At 67.3% G+C, this 26,509-nt stretch carries 12 protein-coding genes, 2 other RNA genes and 4 pseudogenes; 7 read left to right on the top strand and 11 right to left on the bottom strand.

The window, feature by feature from the left end:
- The first annotated feature begins 485 nt into the window (after positions 1-485).
- The gene (locus ACIOKD_RS41155) at positions 486-1,178 is read left to right on the top strand and encodes a hypothetical protein (RefSeq protein ID WP_402093574.1); all 693 of its coding nucleotides are present in this window, start codon (positions 486-488) and stop codon (positions 1,176-1,178) included.
- Positions 1,179-1,251: 73 nt separating this feature from the next.
- Positions 1,252-2,736: pseudogene (locus ACIOKD_RS41160) on the top strand (BTAD domain-containing putative transcriptional regulator); the annotation flags it as partial.
- Positions 2,737-3,230: 494 nt separating this feature from the next.
- Here ACIOKD_RS41160 and ACIOKD_RS41165 read toward each other — a convergent pair.
- Positions 3,231-4,028 (bottom strand): annotated as a pseudogene (locus ACIOKD_RS41165) (transposase); the annotation flags it as partial.
- 85 nt (positions 4,029-4,113) lie between these two features.
- Here ACIOKD_RS41165 and ACIOKD_RS41170 point away from each other — a divergent pair.
- Positions 4,114-4,254: a DUF6207 family protein gene (locus ACIOKD_RS41170; protein WP_402093575.1), complete on the top strand. Its 141-nt coding sequence runs from the start codon at positions 4,114-4,116 to the stop codon at positions 4,252-4,254.
- Between the two features lie 353 nt (positions 4,255-4,607).
- Here the strand turns inward: ACIOKD_RS41170 and ACIOKD_RS41175 are convergent, their stop codons facing one another.
- The 6 genes from ACIOKD_RS41175 to ACIOKD_RS41200 all read right to left on the bottom strand — a co-directional run bounded on the left by ACIOKD_RS41175 (position 4,608) and on the right by ACIOKD_RS41200 (position 19,237).
- Positions 4,608-6,065: a hypothetical protein gene (locus ACIOKD_RS41175; protein WP_402093576.1), complete on the bottom strand. Its 1,458-nt coding sequence runs from the start codon at positions 6,063-6,065 to the stop codon at positions 4,608-4,610.
- Between the two features lie 958 nt (positions 6,066-7,023).
- Positions 7,024-7,479, bottom strand: a complete 456-nt coding sequence (locus tag ACIOKD_RS41180) for a hypothetical protein (RefSeq protein WP_402093578.1) — start codon at positions 7,477-7,479, stop codon at positions 7,024-7,026.
- 147 nt (positions 7,480-7,626) lie between these two features.
- Positions 7,627-8,085 carry a hypothetical protein gene (locus ACIOKD_RS41185; protein WP_402093579.1) on the bottom strand — a complete coding sequence of 153 codons (459 nt, stop codon included), beginning with the start codon at positions 8,083-8,085 and terminating at the stop codon, positions 7,627-7,629.
- 351 nt (positions 8,086-8,436) lie between these two features.
- On the bottom strand, positions 8,437-9,033 hold the full coding sequence (locus ACIOKD_RS41190) for a hypothetical protein (protein ID WP_402093581.1): 597 nt from the start codon (positions 9,031-9,033) through the stop codon (positions 8,437-8,439).
- A gap of 13 nt (positions 9,034-9,046) precedes the next feature.
- Complete coding sequence (locus tag ACIOKD_RS41195) at positions 9,047-15,481, bottom strand: polymorphic toxin type 28 domain-containing protein (RefSeq protein ID WP_402093588.1); 6,435 nt, start codon at positions 15,479-15,481, stop codon at positions 9,047-9,049.
- 222 nt (positions 15,482-15,703) lie between these two features.
- Positions 15,704-19,237, bottom strand: a complete 3,534-nt coding sequence (locus tag ACIOKD_RS41200; protein WP_402093583.1) for a LamG-like jellyroll fold domain-containing protein — start codon at positions 19,235-19,237, stop codon at positions 15,704-15,706.
- Between the two features lie 467 nt (positions 19,238-19,704).
- Here ACIOKD_RS41200 and ACIOKD_RS41205 point away from each other — a divergent pair, with 467 nt between their 5' ends.
- Positions 19,705-20,505 (top strand): alpha/beta fold hydrolase, encoded by an 801-nt coding sequence (locus tag ACIOKD_RS41205; protein WP_402093584.1) that lies wholly within the window; start codon positions 19,705-19,707, stop codon positions 20,503-20,505.
- Between the two features lie 377 nt (positions 20,506-20,882).
- Here the strand turns inward: ACIOKD_RS41205 and rnpB (ACIOKD_RS41210) are convergent.
- The 4 genes and pseudogenes from rnpB (ACIOKD_RS41210) to ACIOKD_RS41225 all read right to left on the bottom strand — a co-directional run bounded on the left by rnpB (ACIOKD_RS41210) (position 20,883) and on the right by ACIOKD_RS41225 (position 24,031).
- An RNA gene (rnpB, locus tag ACIOKD_RS41210) (RNase P RNA component class A) lies at positions 20,883-21,289 on the bottom strand.
- Between the two features lie 500 nt (positions 21,290-21,789).
- Positions 21,790-22,193: RNase P RNA component class A (gene rnpB / locus ACIOKD_RS41215), an RNA gene on the bottom strand.
- A 77-nt stretch (positions 22,194-22,270) separates the two neighbouring features.
- Positions 22,271-23,101 (bottom strand): annotated as a pseudogene (locus ACIOKD_RS41220) (DMT family transporter); the annotation flags it as partial.
- Between the two features lie 18 nt (positions 23,102-23,119).
- Positions 23,120-24,031, bottom strand: a complete 912-nt coding sequence (locus ACIOKD_RS41225; RefSeq protein WP_402093585.1) for an AraC family transcriptional regulator — start codon at positions 24,029-24,031, stop codon at positions 23,120-23,122.
- Positions 24,032-24,201: 170 nt separating this feature from the next.
- Between ACIOKD_RS41225 and ACIOKD_RS41230 the strand changes: the two are divergent.
- The 3 genes and pseudogenes from ACIOKD_RS41230 to eda all read left to right on the top strand — a co-directional run.
- Positions 24,202-24,414, top strand: a pseudogene (locus ACIOKD_RS41230) (MerR family transcriptional regulator); the annotation flags it as partial.
- Between the two features lie 252 nt (positions 24,415-24,666).
- The gene (gene yaaA, locus ACIOKD_RS41235; RefSeq protein WP_402093586.1) at positions 24,667-25,539 is read left to right on the top strand and encodes a peroxide stress protein YaaA; all 873 of its coding nucleotides are present in this window, start codon (positions 24,667-24,669) and stop codon (positions 25,537-25,539) included.
- Positions 25,540-25,630: 91 nt separating this feature from the next.
- A complete protein-coding gene (eda, locus tag ACIOKD_RS41240; RefSeq protein WP_402093587.1) occupies positions 25,631-26,287 on the top strand; it encodes a bifunctional 4-hydroxy-2-oxoglutarate aldolase/2-dehydro-3-deoxy-phosphogluconate aldolase in 657 nt (218 codons plus the stop codon).
- Positions 26,288-26,509 lie beyond the last annotated feature (222 nt).

The raw sequence follows: 26,509 nt of genomic DNA on the forward strand, positions 1-26,509 counted from the left end.
AGCTACCTCGCAGGCCTCCACCTCCGCGCCTCCATGATCTGGATCAACGACCTGCTGAAGGCAACTGACTGATCACGACATCACACAGGCCCTAGCACGCTTCCTACGAGCCCTGGGTATCCCCGCGCAGCAGGTCCCCGCGATGCTCGCCGAACGGGCAGCACTGTACCGGTCGAAGGTACGACCGTTGCTGCCTGCGGGCGGGAGCGTTACCGCGGTGACCAGCCGCAGACGCCTACCGGGGCTGACAGTCGACGGTGGTTATCCCGTCCACTTGGAACCACTTACCCCCGAGGCGGCGGTCGAGCTGCTCGCGGACACGCTCTCGGACGGGAGGGTGTCCGAGCAGCCCGAAGACGCCCGCACCCTGGTTGCGTTGTGCGCCGGACTACCGTTGGCCGTTCGGGTCGCCGGTGCCCGGCTCGCGGCGCGCCCCGAGCGGAGTATCACCACGATGGTCCGCGCTTGCCGAGGAGCATCAACGGTTGGAGGCGCTGGCCATCGACGGCGATCACAACGTCCGAGCGGCGCTGAATCTGTCGTATGCAACATTGCCTCCCCCAACTGCCCGACTGTACCGGCTGTTGAGGCTGCATCCTGGCCGGGAGTTCGACGGCGCGGTGGTCTCGGCGTTGTCAGCTGCGGATCGGGATGCTGCGGAGTTACTGGAAGTGCTTGCTGACGCGAGCCTTCTCATTGATGCCGCGGGCGAACGTCATCGCTTTCACGATCTCGTACGACTGCGCGCCGCCGCGAAGGCGAGGCGGGACGAATCGCCGCAGGAACGCACGAAGGCGATGCGTCGTATCGCCGACCACTACCTTGCGAGCGCCACTCGCGCCGAGGGAATCATCGACCCCCAGCACCGGACCATGGCCCGGGACTACAGGGCCGGACCGGTGGTCATCGCGGATGTGGGCCCCGACTCCGAAGCTGCTCTGAACCGGCTGGAGCGTGAGTTGCCCACGCTGATGGCCGTGATCCATCAGGCTCGTTCCGCCGGATTCCCGACCGTCTGCTGGCAGCTCGCCGACGCCCTGTGGCCACTCTTCCTGCGGCGGAAGTTCTACGACAGAAATCCTGCACTCCTGCGGGAGGGCGATCGCACTACGCCTGTGCGCCCGTCACGCTTCAGTGCGCCTCGGTCCCCACCCCTGACTCCAACCCCAACTCCGTAGAACAGTGGTACGAGTCACACGGATGTGTGGTCGTTGCCGAAGACCGTGGGAAGAAGCGCACCCGTCGGGGGTGATGGTGGAACTTCTCGCTCTGGGACCTCTTGAACTCTGGCACGACCAGCAGCAGTACGAACTCGGGTCACTCAAGGAACGCTGTGTGCTGGCCGTCCTGATCCACGCACGCGGTGAGCCGGTCACGGCGGACACGCTGATGGACCGGGTATGGGACGGCGAACCACCTCCAACGGCCATCGCCACGCTGCACAGTTACCTCTCCAGGCTCCGCGGACGGCTGCGCCGGGCGGTCGGCGACGACAGTGCACGGGTGGAGCGGCCTTCTCCGCGGATGTACCAGTTGCGGGCCGACCCGGAGGACATCGACCTACTGCGCTTCCAACGACTGCGGACGGACGCGCTGGCTGCGGCCGCACGGGGTGAACGCGCGCTGGCCATCGGGCTGCTGCGTACCGCCGAAGCTCTATGGCGGAGCGAGCCGTTGGCTGAGTTCACCGGCAGCCTCTGGGCCCAATCGGCATGTACCCGGCTGATCGAGGACCATCGCCGGGTCCGCGAGGGACGGATCGGCCTGGAAATGGAGCTGGGCCGTCATGCGGACCTCGTCGGCGAACTCCAGGAACTTGCCTCGCAGAATCCCTTCGCCCAGAAGGTGATCGGCTCCCTGATGCTGGTGCTGTACCGCTCCGGACGTCACGACGAAGCACTTGCCGTCTATCGGAACGCGCACGAGCGACTGCACGAGAGTCAGGGCATCGAGCCGACCGCGGAACTGCAGCAGCTCCATCTCCGCATGCTCGAACAGGACGGCGGCCTTCTCCGGACGGAGACCGGTCCCCCTGCCCCGGCCCCGACTCCGGAGCCCCGCAACTGCTTACCGCGCGATATCCGGGATTTCACCGGCCGGGTCGGCACACTGCGCATCCTGCTCACCGATTCCGCAGCCGAGGACGGCGCGACGACCGCTCTGCCGGTCACCGTCATCCACGGAATGCCCGGTATCGGCAAGACGGCCCTTGCCGTGCACGCCGGGCACCAACTGTCCACGGTCTACCCGGACAGCCAGTTCTACGTGGACATGCGCGGCTACAGCGGTCAGCAGCCACTCGATCCGGCGGACGCCCTGGCCAACCTACTGCAAGCGGCCGGATGGCCAGGCGAACTGCCCTCCACACTGGACGAACGAGCGACCCGATGGCGCGAGTGGACTGCTCGACGTCGCGCACTCGTGGTTCTGGACAACGTGCGGGACGCCGCTCAAGTCAGCCCCTTGCTGCCAGGCTCCCCCACCTGCCGTGTCATCGTGACCACCCGGAGCCGGCTTGCCGGACTGGACGGCGCCACGCCCCTGTTCGTGGACACCTTGTCCAGGGCGGAGGCGGCGACTCTCTTCACCCGGATCGTCGGCGCGTCAAGACTCTCCACCGAACCCGAGGGTCTGAAGCAGATCGTGGACGCTTGCGCGTGCCACCCTCTAGCTCTCCAGCTCCTGGCGAGCCGCTTCCGTCACCGGGACTCGTGGGACCTGCAGCACCTGCTCGACCGGCTGACACACTCGACCGACCCGCTCCAGGAATTCGACACCCTGATCAGCGCGGTCTTCCAGTTCTCGTACACGGAACTCAGCGGTCCCGCGCAAGAGCTGTTCCGCCTTCTCGCCCTGCACACCGGCCCCGACATCACTCTCCAGGCGGCAACCGCGTTGGCCGGTACGGACTTCGGTAACGAGCCGGGGCTGCTGGAGCGATGCGTCGAGGAGCTGCTCGACTCGAGCCTGCTTGAGGAGCCGGTACGTGGGCGTTACCGACTGCACGACCTGACCCGTGCCTTTGCCCTGCAGGTCTGCTTCCACACGGATTCAGACATGGTCCGGCATACCTCGGTCGGCCGCCTCATCGGCCACTACGTCACCACTGCTCACAGAGCCGACCGGCTCGGCCATCCCCATCGCCGTGCGCTACCCCTGCCGCTGCCCCCCGGAAATGAGCCACTCTGCACGCTGCTGTTCTCCACCGCGGACGAGGCCTCAGTGTGGCTGACCGGCAGGGCGACGAACCGCGAGTACATGCGCTTGAGGCCGCTTTGGCCCTTGCCCGGCCGGGAGCCTTCCCTCCAGGACACCGGCCGTGCGGCCGTCCGGCCGGCTTCGATGACCAGGTCCTTCATGGTCTGCGCAGGCTCGGGGTACTGCATTTTGGGTGGCCGACCGGTGCCCGCATAGGCGGGCTGGACGGGCCGGGCACCGGCGGGCTGGGCGGTATGGCGAGAGGAAATCCCCACCGCGTAGGGCAAGTGGCGCTCCTCCAGGCCCAAGCGGAAGGCAGCGGCATCACCGTATCCGGCGTCAGCGACCACCAGGGGAACGTCGACGCCCCAAGACCGGGCCTCGTCGATCATGTCCAGGGCCAGCTGCCAGTTGACGGCCGCGGAGGCACGGTCACTGGCCAGGTGCAGGGAGACGCCCACCTGGCATTTAGTGACCTTGCCCGCGGTCCCGGAGTACTGCCGCGACACACACGCCGAGGCATCCCCGTCCTTCAAAAAGCCGGTGTCATCCACGATCAACGCCTCCGGGCCGATCGCGTCCTGCATCTGCCAGGCCAGCCGGGCCCGCACATGCGCCGGATCCCAAGGGCTGGAGGGGATGAAGTGCGCCAGCGCCTGCCGGTTGCCGTCCTCACCCAGACGAGCCGCCATCGGCTCCACCGACTTGCGCCGCCCCTCCAGCAGCAGCCCCCGCACATACGCCTGCCCCCACCGCCGCTGATCCGCACGGAAGAACCCGTCGAACAACTCCGCAGCGAACGCCTCCAGATCCTCCCGGACCGAGGCCATCTCCTCAGGTGTCACACCATCCCAACGACGCTCATAGAACAGGAGACACGCATGCACAAGTGAAGATGACCAAGCCCTACTAGCCGTGGTGGAGGTCGCCGCCGCCGACGACCAGACCGCCCTCGCCATCCAGGACCTGCTCGCCGCGCACTACGCCATCGCACCCGGGACCCGGACCACGAGGGACCCCGGCGTACGACTGCGCTGCTTTATCGACCTGCATTAGGAAACCCGACGGATAGCAGCGCCATCGCCGTAAAGAGTGGCGGCCTCGTACCGAGTATCACCGGTACGAGGCCGCGGGGAGCCCCGAGCACGGGACCTTGCTGCACAAGTGGGACCAGTTCATCACCCGCACCTCTGACCGCCCGGCGGCATGTCTACCGTTCGTCAGGAGGCGCCCTCGATCGTCATGGGAACCTCCAAGGGCACGGTTCACTCGCTGCCCTGGGACCTGACGGGATACTCAGACGTACCGGCTTGTTCGCGTAGTCGGCTACACCGGTCTGGAAACGACTGCAGCCGACACACGCCACGGGAGTAGTCTCCCTGGAGCCCATCCGGCCAGCGCGGCTCACCTCAGCACACGTCGGCAGGCAGATCCGCGGGAGGCGTAGCGGCGTAGAACCGGCGCAGCGGCTCCTCGATCTTCTTGCTGGCTACCTGTCGGGAGATCAAGGACCGGTCCAGTAGTTGGTGCTGGTGCAGTTGGGGCCGGTCCTTTTCATCTGGTGCCCAGAGCACAAGCCAGCGCAGTAGCACCCGGTAGGTCAGTTGGCGCAGGCGCAGCAGGTCACTCTCGGGGAACCGGTCTTTTTCCTTGGCGGGCGGTGGCGCACCGTGGGCGTAGATGGACCGCGTTGCGTAGGCCCGGCGGACCAGGTCCTCAGCATCTGTGCGAATGTCGTCGGTCAGGTGCAGGGCAGCGGCACGCTGGCCGACCCGTCGAGTCAGGCCTTCGCTGTCCCCGCCCGCCAGCAGTGCTTCCAGGGCGATCACGTAGTGCGTCACCAGTTCGTCCAGCATCCCGTGACGGACGTAGTCGCCCCCGTACGTTGCGTGCGTCGCCTGGACCAAGTGCTCGGTGGCACGGGCCAGGCGCTGCGCCCGCGGACTCGGCTTACGGTCGGCTGGCTTCCTGGCTGTGGTCAGTTCGGCAGCAGCGGTGGTCATCAGCTCACCGGCGACCGCAATGAATTTCATGAAGGCGACCAGTTCAGCCGGCTCCACCCTGTACGGGCCATCCACGCGACTCTCCCAGAAATTCTCCCCGTCACTGGACTGCTCCTCCACGGGCACGCTGCCGAACTCCCTCACGGCCTGCCGACCGTTTTCCCGGTAGTAGATGGCATCCAAGTGGACCGGTTCGCACGCCCAGAGCCCGAGCACACTCTGCGGCACCGCAAAGCGGACCTGCGGGCGTGCATGCAGCAGCGGCCACGGAAGAACAGTCCCAGTGCGTCGCCAAGCCGTTTCCCGGTGAAGAAAGGCGGCCCCGTCCAGGAGATCGGAGTCCAGGTCGAACCGCCGGAAACGGCCGAGTACACCCGTGGGTCGCAACTCGGCCAACCGTTGGGGATTCACCCGTTCCAGGGTCCACTCCCCCACCTGAACCGAGCAGCCCTCCGGGAGGTCAGCGTCCATCAGCAACCAGTCCTCGCCCGTCAGGGCAGGTCCGGTGACGAGCGCGGCGAACTCCTTAGCTACCTCGTCGGGGTCGAACCCACCCTCACCGCGGGACGCGGCGCGCGCGGCCTCGGCCAACCCGGAGGTCCCCAGGAGCCGACGATTTGAAAGTTTGGCAGGCCCCCGCCTGGTTCCTCCCTTACTCCTGAGGATGGTTCCCCCGTACAGATCCGGTCGCCGATCATGAGGGGCGAGCGCGCCGACCTCCTGACGCACCTTCTCCCAGAGGGGGTGTTCACCCAGCCGCTGCACCATCTCGCCCGAGCCCTGGGCATCCTTCGGTCCTGCCGCTACCGCCCTGAACCACGCCACCAGTGCCTCGCACAGGCCGACATCCATCCGGTTGCCCACTGAAGTACCTTTTCCCGCAACGTCTGCGTTCGAATGCTCCACCCGACGCGGCCCACTACCGCCAGCCTGCGGCACCGGCCCACCTCAAGCAATCGAATATCAGAAGTCCCCCCGCGACGTCCGAGATGCAGGTCTCTTCTCTCTCCGCATGGACGGCATCCGGGATATCCAGATCCGCGCCCCAACTCGGCAACCCCACTGTATGCGCTCGCGGATGAATGCCTCCGGCTGGAGGGCAGGGTCTCCCCGGCGGTCCTTGCCTGGTGAAGGCCCAGGTGGTGCAGGCCGGCGGGCTCGGCGCGGTCACCCGCGCGGTGGACGGCTTCCGTGGCTTCGCGAAGCAATGAGCCGTTTCCATCTTAATCAGTTGGCGAGTTCGAGGGTGATGATGACTCGAACTACGGCGGTGATCCTCTCGTCGAAGTCCCGCACATGAACTTCAGCGGCGCCCTCAACTCGCCAGCCGATCAAGGCGGAAAATGGCTCCCTACGTTGTTCTGCGGGACGTGGTGAGCCCTTCGTATGGTTCACCCACCCAGGGGCGCCGGGTGTGGTTCAAAAGGCTCTGCCACTTGTAGCTTTCAGTGATTGGCCGCCCGGCGCCCCACGACGACTCGGCTGCCAAATAGCCTCGATCGTTCATGAGTCCCCGTCAGTAAGCAGCCGGGGACTCATGAACGATCGGGGTTAGCGTCGCTCCGATCAGGTTGGCTTGCATGCACGTCGCTTCCGCAGAAGTTCAGGGCCGTAGTGCTCGACGCGAACGCCTACGCGCGGGCCCGACCTCGAACAACTCGACCGCTGGGCTCATCGGCCCGCTGGAAGGCCCCTCTGCGCTGCACAGTCCTGGTGCCGTGCACCGCTGAACCTGGACGGCAGAAATGCTTTGGTGGGAGACGGAAAACCGTCTCTTACCGGAATTTTGGGGGTTCCCCGAGCCGGAGCCCCCGGTCATTCGTTACGCGGTTTCCTCCGAGCGGGCGTAGATCTCTTCGGGCTTCGGGAACTCCACAGCCGGTGACAGCCGAACTTGCCCAGAGTCCTTCTCGTAGTAGTACAGACCGAACTCACCAGGCACTGGTCCGCACTGCCTCGGCGCAAAAGTGACGGAGATCCACTTGCTACCTCCTGCGGGCACGGTGTCCACGCCCCAGGAGAACGGGCATTCCGGTTTGGCATCGGCCTTCTCCATCAGGCTGCTCAGCTGGAGCTGGGCCCCTGCAGAGATGGTGCCCGTCCCGCCTTCCTCGAAGGTGATCCAGTCGCCTCCTGGGTTTCCCCAGGAACCGACGATTTGGTCTTCCTTAGGAACGGGAAGTCTTTCTTCCTTTTCGCAGGCGGACAGCCCCACGACGAGGGCGGCGGAGATGACGGCGACGAAGAGGGTCCGTCTGCCGCTCCTAGTACGGCACATAGATTTCCTCGATCCAGTTGATGCTCACGGTGATGTCCGTTTGACCGTCAGGCCATACCTGCTTTGCGACGTTCGAACCTGCCTTCATGACCGGATTAGAGCTGCCGTTCTTATACCCGTCGTTTGAAAGGCTGCGCGTCGCCGATGCTACCGACATGGTGTTGGAGATTGACACCTGGGCCTGGCCGACGAGAGCTCCGTGGGCCCACTCCGAGTCCGTCCTGGGCGGCTCGCAGGCCACCCCGAGCAGTTCAAGTCGAGGTTGTAGGAACCGAGCGCCAGACTCGCGGGGCTGGCACCGAAGATGCCCTCGGTAAGGAACCCGGTGGCGTCGATAAGGCCTTCCCAGATCTTCTCGCCATCGGTGCGGTCGGCGTGCGACTTGTCGAAGGATCCCTTCGCCGTGTACACACCGTCCTTGATCATGCCCTGCATCTTGCGGATGAAGGACCGAAAGTGGTCCTCCGTGCGCAATTGCCGGACGAACTCGCCGTCTGGGGGCAGGGTGACGTCGGACGGTCCGCCCTTCGCCCACAGCATGACAAGCTCCTGAGCGGAGAGGTCCATGGTCTTGCCCTCCTTGCGCTCCGGTTCCGGGTTCGGCACGTTCCTTCTGCTGCGGTTCGTGAGGCCGCCGGCGTCGACGACCGGCGGCAACCTGACACTTGCCTGGCTCACCGAATCCGCATACGAGCCACACGCCTACCACGAGGTGCGCGCGGCCGAACTTCACACCGGCGACTGGGAAGACCATCGCTGCGGTTCGGCCGTGTCCGTCTGCTGCACTCGCTCGCCGACATCACCGGCGTAAGCCTGCCCAGCCCGTCTCACTGCCATCCGGGCCACGGTGGACCGGGTGCGGGAGCCTGCCCTCCCGGACATCGATGTTCCGATCAGCGTCAAAGCGGGCCCTGGCCGGACGTCGTCCGGCCAGGGCCCGCTCGGCTGCAAGAGGAGTCAGGGCTGACGTGCCGCATCGTGCAGTCGGTCACGCGCGGCCCTCAGCAGATCCTGCGACCACTCCGAACGCGTGACTCCCTCCGGCGGTCTCATCGACTCGGCGTGACTGGCGTCCAGCGCGCGGGCGATAGCCTCCACCGTGAGACGCTGCATGAGCTCGTCGTCGTACTCACCGCGGCCTTCCTCGGCGAGCTTCAGTAGGGCGCGGAGGAGTCCGGCGTCGAATCCGTCATGCAGGATTTCCCCCGCCCCCGAGACCGCGGCCATGAACGCGTCGTCACTCAGGTCCCACTCGGGGGAACCGAGCAACTCGAGAATCTGCTTCCTGTACTTCGCTCCCACTCTCCAGTGCCCCGTGAGCACCTGCACGGCAAGCGCCGAGGTTTCAGGGTCCTCGGGGTAGATCAGATAGCCGGCGACCAGAGACTCGTACGCCGGTCCGCCCGCTCGGGCCACCGCGTACAAGAGCCGGTAAAGGTCCCGGCCAGCCCGGCCCTCGGAAATGGTCCGGGCGATCTCCTTCACCTCCCGCTGGGGGATGGTGCCGTCCTTTGCCCGCGCGGTCAGCTGCCGCAAATATTCGTCATGCGTCACTGTCATGTTCCACTCACCCCCTGGGGACGAATTGCTCGGAGTAGTCCAGCATCCTGCTGGCCCGCCCCAGGTCTGCGACGAGAATGTCCCGCTCGGCACCACCCGTCTTGGGATGGGCCAGCTTCTTGTTGATGTCGCCGATCGTCTTGAGCAAGCCATTCTGGGCGTCCCGAACCTCGTGGACATGATCCCACGGGGTGCCGTCAGCCTTCCGCGCGACCACCTCTCCCTTCAGTTCCCGCGCAGCGGCGGTGAGGTCCTTCATCTGCAGATGCTCGGAGACCCGGTCCAGCTTGGCCGCGAACGGCGAGGTTACGACCTTGTTCGCGAGCTTGATCGCGTCAGCTATGTTGTCGAGTTGCTTGGGCAGCTTGGCCGCATCACCCGCGAGCGGAATAAAGCCAGCCGCTCCGAGGCCGACCCCGACCGCGTCCTTGTCCATGGCAGAGCGACCCAGGTCCGCGGCATCACATCCGGCGCCGGCCACGGGTACCCAGCCGCAGGCCATCAAGGCGATCTCACCGGCCACGCCCCAGGACGGTCCGGTGGCGCTCCCCTTGTAGTCGGGGTCCGGAGCCATGCCCGGGCTGGGGCTTGGCGTCGCGGTGGACGGTATGTCGCTGCCGTATTTCACTGCCGGCAGCGGGCTCGGGCCAGTCTTGAAGCTGACCCTGTACGACACATGGCGGGCCCTGGTGTTGACGGTGAGGGTCAGCGAAGAGCCGTCGGGGTAGCTGTACTGGTAGGTCTGGGTCGAGTGGTATACGAAGGTCCCGTTGGGACCCATCGTCATGTAGTCCCGGTATGTGCCGCCCTTGCCGTCGCTGCATCCGCGCTCGCAGTCCGTAATCGGCCGCAACCCGGTCGGGTCGGACAGGGTGACTGGGGTGTTGTTGGCGTACGCGTAACCGTTGATCGATTCGTGGTCCTCTGGGGCGAGGAGTGGGTCGACGGAGAGGAAGCGTCCGGTGGCCGGGTCGTACTCGCGGGCGCCGACGTGGGTCAGGCCGGTGTCGGTGTCGGCCGGCTTGCCGAGGAAACCCTTGTCGTCGGGCCAGGCCGACGGTGTCGCGCCGCGGGCCTCGCCGAAGGGCTTGGTGTAGCGGCGGGTGACGGCCTGTGTGGTGGCGTCCACCGTCATCGATGCGGTGCCGTGGTGGTCGTCGACCGTCCAGGACAGGTTGGTTTCGGTGCGGACAGCGGTGGTGTCGCCGGCCGGGTAGTAGCGCTGGGCGGTGAACTTCTTGGTGGCCGTGTCATAGTGGAGTTCCTGACCGCCCAGGTAGAGGACGGTCTTGACGGGGCCGCGGCGGAGGAGCAGTTCGCCGTTGGCGTCGTAGAGGTAGTCGGTGGTCTTGGGGCCTTCGGTCAGGCGCGTGAGCTTTCCTTCTATGTCCCAGGTGAGGCTCTGCGCGGTGCCGGTGGGGCTGTATCGCTTGCTGGTGTTGCCCTGTTCGTCGTAGGTGTACGACTTGGCGGTGCCGCCGTCGACGGTGACGGAGGTCAGGGTGTGGGGCTGGCCGACGCCGGAGGCGTTGACGGCCGGGTAGCTGTAAGCGGTCGTGTTGTTGCTGGCGGACTTGTGCTCGACCTGAGTGTCGCGCAGACCGCCCTTCTTGTAGGTCCAGCTGGTCCAGTACGGGGCTGGACCGCCGAGGGCGCTGGCCGCGCGGGCGGTGGCGCAGTCATTGGAGGAAGGAGTCCAGGCCTCGGTCAGGCGGCGGTAGCCGTCGTAGGCGAAGCACTGAGTGTCCTTGGCGCCCGCTTTGTCGGTGATCGACTTGACGTTGCCGGTGGCGTCGTAGATGTAGTCCACGTCGCTGGTGTAGCCGGTGTTGGTCTGGTCGACGGTGTGAGTGTTGGCGAGTCGGCGGGTGCCGTCCTCGTAGCGGTTGAGGATCTGGAGCTGCTTGGCACCTGTAGAGGTGCCCAGGCGCGTCTCCTCGATCTCGCCATACGGGGAGTAGCCGATGTTCTGGACGTAGTCGGTCATGCCGTCGGTGCCCGTGAGCATGCCGAGGCTGTTGTAGCTGTTGGTCACGGTCTCGGCAGGCAAGCCGGCGACCGCGGGCAGCGAAGTGGACTGGACGGTGCCGTCGATGTTGTAGGTGGTGGAGGTGGTGAACGACTGGGGTGCACCACCGGGATTGACCAGGGGGTCGGTGGCGGCGATGACGGTCTTGGTGCCCTTGGGGCGGCCGAGGGCGTCGTAACCGGTGACGGACTGGGAGTAGATCTTGCCGGTGGTGCCGCCGACGTAGCGGATCGAGGCGGTCGGCTCTCCCTTGGCAAGGGAGTCGTAGGTGAACTTGGTCAGCTGGTGGGCGCTGTCCTGCACTCCGTCCCAGGTGCCGGTCTCGCGGCCGAGCTTGTCGTAGTCGGTGATCAGGGTGCGAGAGACGCCGTTGAGGGTGGTGGTTACTGTCAGGGGCTGGTCGGCTCCGTTGTAGGTGGTGTCGATTTTGCCCTTGTCGGGGTCGGTGGAGGTTGTGGTGCGGCCAAGCAGGTCGTAGTCGTACGTCCAAACCGCGTCGTCTGGGCCGGTCATCTGCTTAAGCCGGCCCCCGGCGTTGTACTCGTACAGGGTGCGGGTGTAGTCGCTGCCGGTCGGGACGGGGCCGCCGTACTCCCGACGCTCGGTGGTCCTGCCGCGGGCATCCATAATCGTCAGGGTGCCGGTGCCGCCCGCAGCAGCGGTGACGGCGGTGCGATCACCCTGCTCGTCGGTCTTGGTGCGCCACTTCTCCTGGTCGTAGACCCGAAAGACGGTTTCGGTGGCGCGGCCGGCGTCGTCGAAGAGCGTCTCGGTCGAAGCGGGAACAGAGCCGGGGAAGGTGTTGGCCAGGGTGCTGGATGGGGCGATATCGTCGTGGACCTGGCTGTTGGAGATGTACGCCAGGCCGCGGTCGTCGTAGAGGGTTTCGGAGATTACCCGGCCGCCGTTTGGCGCGGGGACCTGCGTCTGGCGTGAGCGCAGCAGACCGTCGAGGATTTCGTAGGAGCTGTTGTAAGTCTTTCCGTCGGCCTTGAGGGCGTCGGTGCGGACCCAGGTCTCCTTGTCGTTGTTGATGCTGTAGGCGTAAGCAACGGTCGCGGCGTCGCCTAGCGTGCGGGAGCGGTCCGGCTTCCAGACCGATCGCAGGCGGCCCAACGCGTCGAAGGACCACTCGGTGACGTTGCTGTTGGCGTCGGTTACCTTTGTCGCGGTGCTCCAGGCGGGATCCATGTCCGTGACGGTGCTGTAGAGCATGGGGTTGGTCGAGGTCGCCTGGGTCAGCGGACCGTAACCGGCGTCGTCGGGTACGTACGTCGTTGTGGTGGTCTGGTTCAGGGCATCGGTCGAGGACAGTGGCCGGCCGAGCCGGTCGTAGGTCGCCGAGGACTCTTTCGTATAGACCGGTTTCTTGTCGGCGTCGTAGTCGGCGAGTCGGTACGTTGACGTCACCTCCCCCTTGGTCGGTGCGACGCCGATGGCCTGGTTGTCGTATCCGGTGGTGGCGTCGCTGATGGCGTCCCGGGGCAGAACCGGGGTCACCGAGCAGGCGACCGCGTAGGTCTCGATGCGGGAGACCGAGTCGACGAGCCAGGCTGAAGTGTTGCGCGCGTAGGTTTTGCGCGTGCAGGTCTCATCACCGGACTTGGCCGCGTCGCCTAGGTTCTCGACGGTGACGGGCAGCCCGTACGTCGGGTCGTAGGTGCTCTTGGTGACGACCGTGCGGGTGCCAGTGGAGGTCTTGGCCCGGGTGGCACTCTCGGCTGGCTGGACGATCCAGGATTCCGTGATGCCCCAGCTGTAGGTGTGGTTGCCGGTTTTGTGCGACCAGGGGGTGTTGACGGTGCCGCTGAGTTCCTCGGTGCCGTTGTAGACGATGGTCTCGCGGACGAAGCCGGTGTACTGGCGGGAGTCGTCGATGGCGGTGCCGGTGGAGTCGGTGACCTTCTCCACGCGGGCGGTGCCGTCCAGTTCCTTCTCGCCGTTGAGACCGCGCATGTAGAGCGTGGACTTCTTGGAGCGGGGGCCTTCGGAATTGCCGGAGGTTTCCACGACCTTGCCGTAGCCACGCCATTGGGACCAGGTGCGGTTGGAGGCCTTGGTCAGGCCCTCGTCGTCGGCGTAGCCCCAGCCGGCGCCGCCCTGGTAGTCGTAGTACTTCTCACCGGTGTCGCCGTGGCCGTAGGGGTCGTCCTGGAAGGTGGAGGTGACGACGTACTTATGGAACCAGTCAGTGACGGGTGTCGTGCCGGACTGGGACCACTTGACTGGGAAGCAGCGACGGGTGTTCTTGTCGACGGCCGTCGGCATGCTGGTGCCGACTATGCAGTCGGGATCGGAGTAGTTGACCGTGAGGGTCGATCCGGTCTCGGACTTGATGGTGCGCACCCGCCACTTGATGTAGCGCAGGGTGTCCGGGTTGCTGCCTTCGACGTGGTTGGACAGCTGCATGCCGCCGAAAACGACCGGCGGCATGGCGGCCGTGGTGGTGTTGGCCTTGCCGGTGTTCTGGATGGACTTCAGCCACAGACTTGCCGAGGAGGCGTCGCCGGTGTCGGGGAAGCTCTGCTCCAGGTGCCAGGTGTCCACGTCCCGGCGGGTGGTGCCGGTGCCGGTCCACACCGAGGTGGTGACGTCGGTGAGGCGTTTGCGGGTGAAGAAGGCCGGGCCGATCTGGGTGCTGCACTTGGTGTCGGCCGCGCAGATCATGTCAAAGGGCACGTCGGGCCAGTTGGCCTTGGTGTCTTTGGTGAGGCTGGAGCAGCCGCCTGAGGCGACGCAGCGCTCGGCATAAGTGAAGCTGACCTGCTGGGCGGCGGGCTTGGCGTAGATCAGGTCACTGCGCAGGCCGTAGTCTATGCGGTTGAGGTAGCCGCCCCGGGTATAGCCAGTGCCGTTGACGGTGGTGTCGGCGTTCTTGGAGTAGTAGTTCGTCTCCCGGCCGTACCAGTACGTGGAGGCGTTGTCGTGGGTGTCCACGACGTAGTCCAGGTTCCAGCGCCAGGCCTGGGCGCAGAAGGAGTCGGCGAAGCCGGTGGACTTGTAGCAGGGCTCGCCGGAGTCGTCGCCGAAGACCGGGACGGTCCACACGGAGTTGGTGACCGGGTCGTCGTCGGCGCTGCCGTTGTCGCTCCAGTTGGGCATGCGGTGCTTGCCGAAGAAGTACTGGGTACCGGAGGCGTCTGTGACCTTCCAGTACTCGGTGTTGTTGTCGCCGTTGCCGGTGGCGCCGGTCAGGTGCTCGACGCGGGAGCCGTCCTCGTTCTTCACCTTCCACGAGCCGCCGGAAGCCTCGGACAGGGCGGCGGAGTCACAGGCCGTCTTGTCGGCGCAGGTGTTGACCAGTTCCACTGCCTTGCCGTTGAGGACCAGGGTGGCGTTGGCGTACTTCCAGCACAGGTCGCCCTTGCCGGTCTGGCCGTCGTCCTTGCAGGACGCGTACTTGCGCTCGATGTAGGACTCGGTGAGGGAGAAGCCTTCACCGATCACCGAGGTCTGGTTGTTCTCCCCGGCCGTGCGGCCGTCCACCGAGGCGGAGTTGTAGGAGACGGACAGGTTCGGGGACGGGCCGGCTGTCGCCGGAGGAACGCGCAACGGGTAGTTCCAGGTGAAGTCACCGGTGCTGCCGCCGGCCTCCCAGGTCGCGGTCGGAGACAGCGAGGTGGCGCTGTAATCGCCTCCGCCACCCGAAGTGTCGGCTGCGGCCGCCAGCAGCATCGGGGTGCCGGCGGTGAGGCTGCGGGCTGAGACGGTGCCCGTCAGCGTCTGGGAGTTCGTGTTGTTGTCCGCGCCTGACACCTGCTTCTGGGCGCGGCAGGCCTTCTTCTGCGGGGTGGTCAGCGCACACGCCGGGAGAGTCACCAGACGCAGGCGGGGCCCGAAGTTTCCGCCGTAGACATCGTTGAAGGAGGAGTAGTCCAGCGAGATGCGGAGCCTGTCGGTGTCATCAGGCGTGCGCGCGGATGCGGCTTTGGCCGGGTCGACGGTGAGCAGGACGCCGTTGACGCCCGCCTTCTTCGCGTCGGCCTGGGAATGGAGACTGAGCGCCAGCTTCTCGGCAGGGCCGGTGGCCTTTGCCGCCTTCTTCTTCGCCTTCTTGCCTGCCGGGTCCGCGGGTTCCTGGCCCAGCTTCACCCTCAGCCCACCGACGGTGAGGGAAGCTTTGCCGGCGGCCGGGACGTCGACGGCGGCCTTTCCGGCTTTTGGCCAGGAAGCCTGCTTCAGCCGCTCACGCGTTTCCCGGGAAGCGGAGACCGCTTTGTCTTTGGGGGCCTTGGATGTGCCGGGCTTGAGCACGCCCACCTTGTCGGTCTTCGCGTCGGGCCGGTCCTCCAGCGGCTTACGGCCTGCCGCCGACTGGGCCTGGGCCGCGAAATCGTAGCCGACAGGAATCACGACCTGCGGCAGGAGGCAGAGAGAGAGGACGAGTCCGCCACGACCGAGCCAGCGGCGTATGACCGCCCCTGGCACGCGTCTGCGGAAAAGGGATGAAGACACAGTAATGTCCCGATTCTCGAAGAAAGGAATGGGCAGACAGCACTCGGACGGCGGCATCGGCGCCCGAGCGCACCGGCTTCCCCAACGGCGCGTCCGTACGGCACACAGACACGTCTTGAGCGCAGCGAAAGAGGGCAGGGCGGGGCGGACCAGAGATCCCTGGCCCACCCCGCCCTGCTCCTACTGCTGCTCGGTGTTACGCCGGTTGGCGATGGTGTCGGTGGACGTAGCTCCGACCCAGACACGGACACTGTCGATCGTGCCGGGGAAGTAGCGCGCGGCAGCGCCGTTGATCTTCGCCCGGCCGACCTCGAACGCGCCGCTCCCCTGCCAGGGGGCCGAGTACGGCACGCCGTCCTCATCACCCATCAGGGCGCTGTCGACGTAGAGCTTGAGCCCGCCGAGCTTGGAGGTGTCGTCGGGGTCGGCTGCCGCCTGGGCGTCGTAGACAACCGTCAGCATGACCGGGGTGCCCAGCTGGGCCGTGGTGAGGGCCGTGGAGTCACTCCTGGTCCAGGCTGCCCCGGTGCCGTCCTTGTCGGGACGGCCGAACGTCCAGCGCCCTTGGGTGCTGCCGGCCGGCTGCTCGTACCAGACGCCCCAGGAGGACTGGCTTGTCCCCGACTGGCCGAATACCTGCACCGCGTACGACTTGGTGGTGTCGGCGAGCTTGGCAGGATCCAGCGACACCCAGGCGGTCGCGGTGAACGAACCCGCATCGTCGACGATGGGGCCGGTGGCGGTCGCGTACCCGCTCGTGCCGTTCACGGTCATCGTCTGCCTGGTCGTCACCTCTTCGCCGATGTCGGGGTCGCCGGTGGTGAACTGGGTGAGTGCGGCACCGCTGAGGGTGAGGTTGCGTCCGAAGCCGCTGGTGTCCTTGACGGTGCTGCCGGTCGCGTTGGCCATGTCGGTGGCATCCCACTTGGCGACGAGCGCTGGGACCGGGTCACCGGCGGTGCCGTCGGTGAGGTCTTCGTCCTCCAGCCAGGCGTCATGGGTCACCTCCGTGTCCGCCAGCGCGCGCGACCAGACGTTCACCTCGTCGATGGTTCCGGCGAAGTTCTCCTTGCCGGCCGCGGCATGCCACAACCGCCCGACCTGCAGGCCGCCGGACGCCTTCCACGGGGTGGCCGTGAACGCCACCGGATTGCCCTGCGCAACGCCGTTGACGTAGAGCTGGAGGGTCTGCGCGGCCGCATCGTAGACGCCCGCCAGATGGGTCCAGGCCTTCAGTACCGGCGGCTTGGCGCCGATCGAGCGGATGATCACAGGATCGGCGACATCCGTCTGATGCCGGTTGAAGATCCAGGCGTTGTAGGTGGTCGAGTAGTACAGCTGGAACCCGGAAGCGTTCGTTCCCGCCTGCGACAGGACCGTGTAGTTGACGTCCTTCTTCTCCAGACGTGCCCAGGCCGAGACGGTGAAGGACTTGGTGGTGTCCAGGACCGCACCGGAGGTGGAGAGATAGGCGCTGGTGCCGTTGAACTTCGCTGCGCCGGTCCCGTTGCGGGACAGGGTGTCCCAGGTACCTCCTGAGGAGGTCAGCGGGTGCGGGGTGGCGGTGGTGGAATCGGTGAGCCCGTTGTCCAGGTGCCAGATCCCCGAGGGCTTCTCGGCGCCCTTGACCAGGAAGCTGTAGTAGCCGGTGAGCGAGCTGTGTCCGGCCGCGTCGTAGCCCCAGACCTGAATGGTGTTCTCACCGGCCTGGTTCGGCGTGATCGTCTGAGTGGTGGCCGTGCCCTTGGCAACGTTGATCGGGGCAGATACGGCGCCGCTGTTCAGCTTCCACCTGTAGCTGACCACGTCGGACTGGATGCCGTCTGTGGTGGAGTTGGTGTCCGCGGGCGTGAAGGTGAACTTGCCCGCCGTGCCCACCCCGCCCGCGGCCGGCTCGGTCTCGGCAGGCTTGTACACGCCGTCCGCGCTGGATATCACCGGAGGCGGCGGCGAGTCGGTGTCGACCCGGAAGTAGCACCAGGACGACCACGACGAGTCCAGCACACCGGTGGCGCCCCGGTCCGTCTTGTAGTACGCCTGGGTCTTGGCCCGCATCCGGTAGTCCGTCTGCGCCGGAAGTGTGCTTGAGGTCGCGGTGCGTGCGGCGTTGTCGGCCACCCAGGCGCCGTCCGGCGAGGTCGCGTACCAGGTGCGGCTGGAGCCGTCGGCCTTCCACACCTCGAACATGGCGCGCAGCTGAGCGTTGGAGCCGTCGGCCGACTGCACCGTGGCAAGCATCTTCGGCGTGCTGTCACCAGTGGCGAAGGGCAGCGAAGACGTGTTGCAGGCCCGTCCGGTCGTGCCCTGCTGGACGCCGTAGGAAGTCGGCTTGCCCGGATAGGACACGTACGTCACCGACAGTTTCGCATCCTTGCGGAACCGCGCCCAGGCGCCCGCGTCGGACTCGTCGTGCGCGGTCAGCGAGAAGGTGATCTGCGACTTCTTGTCCGCGGCGTAGGACGCCAGCGTCGTCGTCAGATTCTCGTTCGTCTCCTCGTCCACGTTGTCGCTGAAGCGCACCCAGTTCGCCGGCTGCGACGGGGAGCACAGGCCGCCCCGCCCGTAGGCCACGTACCGGTCACCCATCAAATCCACAGCGGTGGGACGGGATGACCATGTGGTGCTGGAGGCAATGCCCTTGTCCACGCGGCTCAGGTCGTACCAGTGCGGCTCACAGGTGAAGGTCCACTCCTGGTACACCTCCATCGTCGCGTCCAGGACCTTCTTGCCGTGGATCGAGGAGAGCGGGTACTCGAAGTACATGCGCTGGGTGTACGGGCTGTTGGAGCAAAGGTAGCCCGCATAGTTGGAGCAGCGACCCACACCCTTGTCCCCGTCGAACTCCCAGTACTTGGTGCCGTTGGAGGCCAGAGCCGTCCAGTCCCCCAGCGAGATGCCCTTGGTCGGCGGGTCGATGTAGAGGGGGAAGACGGTGTCTTCGCCGTGGAGCAGAGCCGGATCAGGCGTGATCTCCAGGGTGGTGCCGGCGATGTCGAGCGGGAGCTCCGCCGTCGCGTCACCGCTGCTGGGCCCCTCCGACGGTGCAGGCTCACCCTTGGCGGCGGGCAGCGGAGCTACCTCCTGCACATCCTCGGCCGTTGCTTCTACGGAAGACGCGGAGCGCCCAAGCAGTGGCCTGTCAACAGCAGTAGTCGGAGTGTCACCGGCCGAGTCCCACATGCGCCCGGCCGGGCTCTCGAAGACCGGTGTTCCGTTTCCGTCGCGCGCGATGAAACCGCCGTCGGCCGTCGGGGCGATGTCCAGGCTGCCACCGGAAACGGTCATCCTGATGGTCGCGAGCGCCGGATTCTCTGCTGCCTGCGCGGTCTTGACCACGAGTACCGAGGTGTAGCCGGTGCTCAGCGCAGTCAGTTCCAGATCTACATCCGGGAGCACATCGGCGTAGGTGGCGGTGGCGTCGTCGAGCTGGGGTTTGGGCAGCGCAGCGGGCCAGCCGAGCTGCAGCTTGTGCCCCTGGCCCTTGAGCGTGACCAGTCCCTCACCGCTGCCGCCGTCCGAAAAGATGACACCGGCCGTGGTGTTCTTGGCCCGGACAGAGCCGTCCGCCTTACGCACCAGGGTGGTGTCGATGGGAGCCCAGCTACCGTCGTCCTGTCGAGCGCGAACGGGAGCGGCATTCATCTCCTGCGTGAACGTACCGTCCGGATTTGCGAAGACCTGAGATGAGTCGGTGGTGGCCGCACCCACGGTCACCTTCTCACCGGTCTTCGCTGCAAGCTCACTTGCTTTCGACTCCGGAGTTTTGTCAGCCGCCACCGCAGTCGGCCCATCATCGGCGAGCCGGGGCGTCGCCCCGGCTTCGCCCATCGGAACCGCACCCCCCAGGAGTGCGACGGCCAGTACCCCGCTTCGCGCCGCTTGACACCAGCCGTGCCGTCCTATGTGCGTAGACACGCCCCACCCGTTCTCTTAAATTTTCCTTATGAGAGCCGTGAAGATCATGTGTCCATCGATCACGCTGGTCAATGGTGTCGCATCTCACATAGCCCCATGTGTGCTTGGTGTTTACTGAACCGCTCCGGGACGGTCCGGAGCCTCCATCAGACCCGGAGCGGTTCACTCTCGCTCGGACAGGAGTCTGCTTCGAACGCGGCCGAGCCGTCGATTGACTCAGGGCAGTTGCGGCATGATCAAGGCCAGTCGATTCCCTGGAGGCCGACATGGCATGGTCTGAACGCGTGGTGGTGCGGGACGATGTCTGGCTTGCCTGCCGGGACTGGGGCGGGCCTGGACAGCCCATCGTGTTGCTGCATGGGCTGGCCGGTCACGCAGGTGTATGGGATGTACTGGCACAGGACTTGCACCCCAGGTATCGGGTCGTGGCGTTCGACCAGCGCGGGCATGGCGCCAGCGAGCGCCGTCCGCGGGACGTTTCCCGCGCCGCCTACGTCGCCGACGTCATCGCTGTTGTGGATCAGCTGGCGCTGCCACGACCCGTTCTCGTCGGTCAGTCGCTGGGCGGGCATACGGCCATGCTCGTCGCAGCCGCGCACCCCGGGCTCGTCCGCGCACTCGTACTCGTCGAAGCCAGCCCCGGCGGTTCACACACGAGTGGCCCCGCCGACGTCGGCAAATGGCTCGACTCATGGCCGACGCCGTTTCCCTCACGCGAAGCGGCAACCGTGTTCCTTGGCGGTGGACGGGTCGGCGCAGGCTGGGCGGCCGGGTTGGAGGAACGCGAGGGCGGATGGTGGCCTCGTTTCGACCAGGATGTGATGGTCCGATCGCTGGCGGAGAACGCACAGCGTTCCTTTCAGCACGAGTGGGGGCAGGTCACGTGCCCCACCCTGATCGTCCTGGCCCAATCCAGTTTCATCCCCGAGCAGGAAGCTGACGAGATGCTCCGGCAACGACCCGCCACCATGGCCATGAGCATCCCCGGCACTGGGCACGACCTGCACCTGGAACAGCCCGAGATCCTGCGCACCGCGCTCTCGGACTTCATCGAGAGCCTCGTTTGAAGCTCCTGCGCGGTCACAACGACCCCAAACTCGGACCCCTCACTTGGCCGTCGATCCACAGGTCTTGACAGCCCACTCGGCCGAAAGGTGGTGGCCGAGGAAGCGGACCTCTGTACACCGACTGCTTCGAACTATAGACATCCTCCACAAGCCTTTTTCGGAGGGGGATGTTTTGCGTTCGGGTAGGCCGGGCTGTAGTTCACGGAGAATCAACGCAGCCCAGCGATCAGGACCAGCACCCACAGTGGCTGCGTCGGTGGCTACCTTGGCAACCGGGAGATCCGGTTTGTGCCTGTACAGATTGGGTTCCAGCGAAGCCTTCGCTCGGACAAGAAGGCCCCTGCCCAGGGCTTTCGCTTGTCAGAAGCGCACGGCGGCAGACGAGTCGGGCTGTACGCCGGATTTTGTCGCCCGGTTGCCTCGCGGCGGCCGGGGAGACGGCCATCTATCTAGGGCCGGCGTTGCCGCCGGCCTCCTGCGGTCTACCCGCGGACTCGGGCGGGCAGCCCTCGAACGTCCGCGCAGAGCGCTTTTCAGGGCGCTCCTTTTGACCTTGCTCCGGGTGGGGTTTACCTAGCTGCCCAAGTCACCTTGGGCACTGGTGGTCTCTTACACCACCGTTTCACCCTTACCCAGCGCCTGAGCGCCGGGCGGTTTGTTTTCTGTGGCACTGTCCCGCGGGTCACCCCGGGTGGCCGTTAGCCATCACCCTGCCCTGTGGAGTCCGGACGTTCCTCGGGAAGCGCCCCCGAAGGAGACTCCACGCGGCCGTCCGCCCGGCTCGTCTGCCGTATGAACCATGTTAGCCGACCAGGCGTGGCTCCTTGTTTCTTCGGTCAGTGACCAAAGGGCGGATCCGGAGTCTCCTTGGCCTGCGCACCAGCCGCGAGCTCATTCGTGGAATAGTCGAGCCAGAGCTCTCCGGTCACTCTGTTCCTCGCTCGGCCGAGGCGGCCAGCCGGCGAGTGCTGCTGCGTCACTCCCGGACGCGCCTGAACCTTGAGCTGTGATCACGGCGCGAGGATACGAGCAAGCTCTGACAGAGCCGTACCGATGTCCAGATCACCCGCATTCAACCAAGCCGGACACCTCGGAGGATATATTTATATCGTCCGAGGTGTCCGGCCGCCTGATACTTTTCCGCTGGTCACAGCACTTTCGTCGTTTGGCGCCTCAGGCGGCGCACGTCGCTCTGCGCTCGCACGGCGAAATTCGACCCGGATTCGACCCGGCTGCCAACCTTGGCTTGCCGCACATGGTCTGACCTGCGCTATACCGGACGGGAACGGTACTCGGATGCTACGCCGGGTTCTGTCGCCCGGCTGCCTCGCGGCGGCCGGGGAGACGGCCATCCATCTAGGGCCGGCGTTGCCGCCGGCCTCGTGCGGTCTACCCGCGGACTCGGGCGAGCAGCCCTCGGACGTCCGCGCAGAGACACCAAGGTGTCTCCTTTTGACCTTGCTCCGGGTGGGGTTTACCTAGCCGCCTGAGTCACCTCAGGCGCTGGTGGTCTCTTACACCACCGTTTCACCCTTACCCGGGACCGAGGTCCCGGGCGGTTTGTTTTCTGTGGCACTGTCCCGCGGGTCACCCCGGGTGGCTGTTAGCCACCACCCTGCCCTGTGGAGCCCGGACGTTCCTCGGGGAGCGCCCCCGAAGGGGACTCCACGCGGCCGTCCGCCCGGCTCGTCTGCCGTGTCGACCATGCTACCGGGCGTTCACCCCGCCGCCGCCCCGAGGTCGACGACGCTGTGGCCAGGAAGGAGCCCAGCAGGATCAAGGCGAAGGCCACCACCGTCCCCCCGGTCAGTTTCTCGTCCAGCAGCAGGACACCCGCCGTCACCGCCACGGCCGGGTTGACGTACGTGAAGACCACCGCCCTGGTGGGTCCCGCTTCCCTGATCAGCTCCAGAAAGACCACGAAGGCCAGCGCCGTGCAGATGACGCCCAGGCCCGCGAGGGATGCCAGGACCGGGAGGGAGGGGAGTGTGGCGGGCCATTGCAGGGCCGCCGCCGGGGCGTACACCAGCGCCGACAGGAGCAGGCAAGGGGCTATCAGTTGCAGGGTCGGGACCGGCCGCAGGTAGCGGGCCATGATGAGGGGGGCCGTCGCGTAGCCCACCACCGTGATCAGCATCTCCGTCAGCGAGCGGGCGTCGCCGCCTGTCAGGTGCGGGATCGTGAGGACCGCCACCCCTCCCAGGCCGAGCCCCAGTCCTGCCGTTCGGCGGGCGCCCAGGCGTTCCGTGTCGCCGAAGAAGCGGGCCAGCAGGACGCCGACTATCGGTACGCCCGCGATCAGCAGGCCCGCCGTCGAGCTGGAGAGGTGGCGTTCGGCGTCGGTCAGGGTCCACCAGGGGCCGATGATCTCTATGCACGCGAAGGCCAGCATGGGGCGCCAGTGCGTTCGTACGACTCCCACCAGGTTTCCCTGGCGGATGGCGAAGGGGAGGAGCAGTGCCGCGCCCAGCGCACAGCGCGCGAACACCACCATGGACGCGGACATGCCACCGTCCACCGCCACTTTGATCATCAAGTAGGGGATGCCCCAGAGCACTCCCATGAGGGAGAAGAGAAACCAGCCGCGTGCAGTCATGCGCGCAGTCTCGGCCGGTCAGCGGCGGACGTCTTGAACGCTGTTGCGGTACGCCGCCGGTGTCACCCCAAGCACCCGCCGGAACCAGCGCGTGAGGTGTGCCTGGTCCGCGAAGCCCACCAGCGCGGCGGCCTCGGCGGGGCGGTGTCCCGACTCCAGCAGGCAGCGGGCGCGGTTCACCCGGTACTGGGCCAGCCACGCGTACGGCGGCATTCCCATGCTCGTACGGAACGCGCGCAGCAGTTGGTAGCGGGACAGGCCGAGGTCCGCTGCCAGGGCCGCGAGGGAGGGCGGGGCGAGGAGTTCGTCGGCGAGGCGGTCGCGTACCGCCGCCGCCACTCGGCCCGCGCCCGGGATCGTGTCGCACACGTGGCGGGTGGTGGAGTGTCGGCGGGCCAGGGCCGTGAGCAGCCACGGTATGCGGGACTCGGCCTCCAGGGGGTCTGGGCACGCGCTGAGTTCGGTGTGCGCGAGGCGCAGGGCCGCGGCCAACTCGGGGTCGTCGAAGAGTGGTTCGCGGAAGTTCGGGATGCCCAGGGTGCCCTCGGTAAGCAGTGGTGTCTCCGCGTACAGGGCGCGGTAGGCGTAACCGTCGTCGGGTGCGGCCGGGCCTCCCGTGTGCACCTCGCCGGGGCCCAGGACCACGATCGAGCCGGGGCCCGGTCGGATCCGGCCGCCGCGGTAGTCGATGACCTCGGCGCCGGCGACGCAGACGCCGATGGTGAACTCGTCGTGCGCGTGAGGCGCGTACCGGTGGCGGTCGAACCTGGCCGTCAGCAGGTCGAGCGGCCGGCCGGTGCCGCCGAGGGTCGCCCTCGTCCAGACGGCCTGCTCACGCCTGCCCGTGCGGACCGGGGGTCCTGCGCGTTCACGTCCGCCCGGCGTCTCACCTGCCACCTCACCCGCTGCCCCCTCACTCGCTGCCCCCATGGCCGCCCACCTCCTCGGGTCCCGCGGACTGCAACGCACACATGGCGCGTTTCCATGCCCGCCTCCGTGCTCCGACGGCGTCGGACATCCAGAGGCGTACCCGGCGACCCGCTGCTGTGCGGCTCGCTTGACCTTGCCGCAACGTCAGCGTTTCTACTGAGGTCACGCGGATCGGAGAGCTCGCCGCGGCCGTCGGCGTCACGACGCGGACCGTGCGGCACTACCACCAGCTCGGGCTGCTGCCCGAGCCCGAGCGGCGGCCCAACGGCTACCGCGACTACGGACTGCGGCACGCCGTCGCGCTCGCCCGGATCAGGCGGCTGACCGAGCTGGGACTCGGTCTCACCGAGGTCCGGGACGTCCTCGCGGAGGACGCCGGCCGCACCTCGCCGAGACGACCCCGCCGCACCCGCCGGTGCCGAGCGAGGGCGCCGCGAGTCCGCTCCCGGACGGGGCACGACTGCCGGGTGCGGTACGTGATCGCCGACGTTGGCGCGTTCGTCGTGCCCGGCGCCACCTTGGACGCCGAGGCCCACCGGCGGCGCGAGAGGTGCATCGCCTGGGGCGGCGCGTGCGGCACCCCGTAGGCTGGCGGGTGCTTCGCGTACGTACTGAAAGCCCCAGGGAGAACCGCCGTGCTCGTGTTGTTGCCGCCGTCCGAAGGAAAGGCTCCCTCCGGGCGGGGCGCGCCGTTGAAGCCGGAGTCGCTGTCGTTGCCGGGGCTCGCCGAGGCACGGCAGGCGGTTCTCGACGAACTGGTCGAGCTGTGCGCGGCCGACGAGGAGAAGGCGCGCGAGGTGCTCGGGCTGAGTGAGGGCCTGCGCGGCGAGGTCGCCAAGAACACGGAGCTGCGCAGCGCGGGGGCCCGGCCCGCCGGGGAGATCTACACGGGTGTGCTGTACGACGCCCTCGACCTGGCCTCCCTCGGCACCGCGGGGAAGCGGCGGGCGGCGCGGTCGCTGCTCGTCTTCTCGGGGTTGTGGGGCGCGGTCCGGCTGACGGACCGGATTCCCTCGTACCGCTGCTCGATGGGGGTGAAGCTGCCCGGTCTCGGGGCGCTCGGCTCGCACTGGCGTGCGCCGATGGCCGCCGTGCTGCCCGAGGTCGCCGGGAGCGGGCTGGTACTGGACCTGCGGTCGGCGGCGTACGCGGCCGCGTGGAAGCCGAAGGGGGAGGTCGCGGGGCGTACGGCAAGCGTACGGGTGCTGCACGCGCCGACCCGCAAGGTCGTCAGCCACTTCAACAAGGCGACCAAGGGGCGCATCGTACGAAGCCTCATGGAGACCGGGGGCGTTCCGTCGGGCCCGGCGGAACTGGTGGAGGCGCTGCGGGACCTCGGGTACGTGGTGGAGGTGGCGTCTGCTGGCCGTACACCGGGTGCGTCTGGTGCGTCGGGTACGTCGGGTGCGGCGGGTGCGGCGGGTGCGGCGGGTGCGGCGGGTGCGGCGGGTGCGGCGGGTGCGGGCAAGCCGTGGATGCTGGATGTTCTGGTGGATGAAATCCACTGAGCGGACGGCACGGCGCGGCGCGCCACTGAGGCTTGTTGCAGCATGCGCAACGACCTTTGCGCATGCTGCTTGGTGAGGGCAGGATGACGGCATGCCGCCTCCGCCTTCGCCGCTGCCCTCCTCCCCGTCGCCCACTTCCGTGCTCGAACTCGCACCCGTCGTGCCCGTGGTCGTCGTCGAGGACGTCTCGGACGCCGTCCCGCTGGCTCGGGCGCTCGTCGCGGGCGGGCTGCCCGCGATCGAGGTGACACTGCGGACGCCGGTGGCGCTCGACGCGATCCGGGCGATCGCGGACGGGGTACCGGGTGCGGTGGTCGGTGCGGGCACGGTCATCTCTCCCGCCCAGGTGACGGACTCCGTGGCGGCCGGGGCGCGCTTTCTCGTCAGCCCCGGCTGGACGGACGTGCTGCTCGACGCGATGAAGGCGTCCGGGGTGGCGTTCCTGCCGGGGGTGTCGACGACGTCGGAGGTCGTGGCGCTGCTGGAGCGCGGGGTGCGCGAGATGAAGTTCTTCCCGGCTCAGGCCGCCGGCGGCACGGCGTATCTCAAGTCGCTGGCCGGGCCGCTTCCGCAGGCCCGCTTCTGCCCGACGGGAGGGATCGGCCCGGCCGTCGCACCGGAGTACCTCGCGCTGGCGAACGTCCTCTGCGTGGGCGGAAGCTGGATGCTCCCCCCGGACGCGATCGCCTCCGGCGACTGGGCCCGGGTGGAGCGCCTGGCCCGGGAGGCGGCGGGGCTGCGCCCGTAGGGGCGGCCCTGTAGCGGGGTGCGGTGACGCGCGCCCAGCCCCTACCAACCCCGTAAGGGGCGCGGGAACCGACCCCGTAAGGGGCGCGGGAACCGACCCCGTAAGGGGCGCGGGGAACGGCGCGGCCAGCCCCCCGTTATGTTTTCTGCGGTTCCGCAACGGGGCCGCTGGCCTCCGGGTCCGGCATGACTGTGTCCCCCTGTCGAAGGCATGACCTGGGGG

This window comes from Streptomyces sp. NPDC087844, from assembly GCF_044742785.1.
In the GTDB taxonomy this organism is placed as follows: domain Bacteria; phylum Actinomycetota; class Actinomycetes; order Streptomycetales; family Streptomycetaceae; genus Streptomyces.

Bases quoted from the DNA above. Each gene is read 5' to 3' on its own strand.
- ACIOKD_RS41180 (WP_402093578.1), bottom strand. From the start codon at position 7,479: ATGTGCCGTACTAGGAGCGGCAGACGGACCCTCTTCGTCGCCGTCATC.
- eda (WP_402093587.1), top strand. From the start codon at position 25,631: ATGCCGCCTCCGCCTTCGCCGCTGCCCTCCTCCCCGTCGCCCACTTCC.
- ACIOKD_RS41205 (WP_402093584.1), top strand. From the start codon at position 19,705: ATGGCATGGTCTGAACGCGTGGTGGTGCGGGACGATGTCTGGCTTGCC.
- ACIOKD_RS41225 (WP_402093585.1), bottom strand. From the start codon at position 24,031: ATGGGGGCAGCGAGTGAGGGGGCAGCGGGTGAGGTGGCAGGTGAGACG.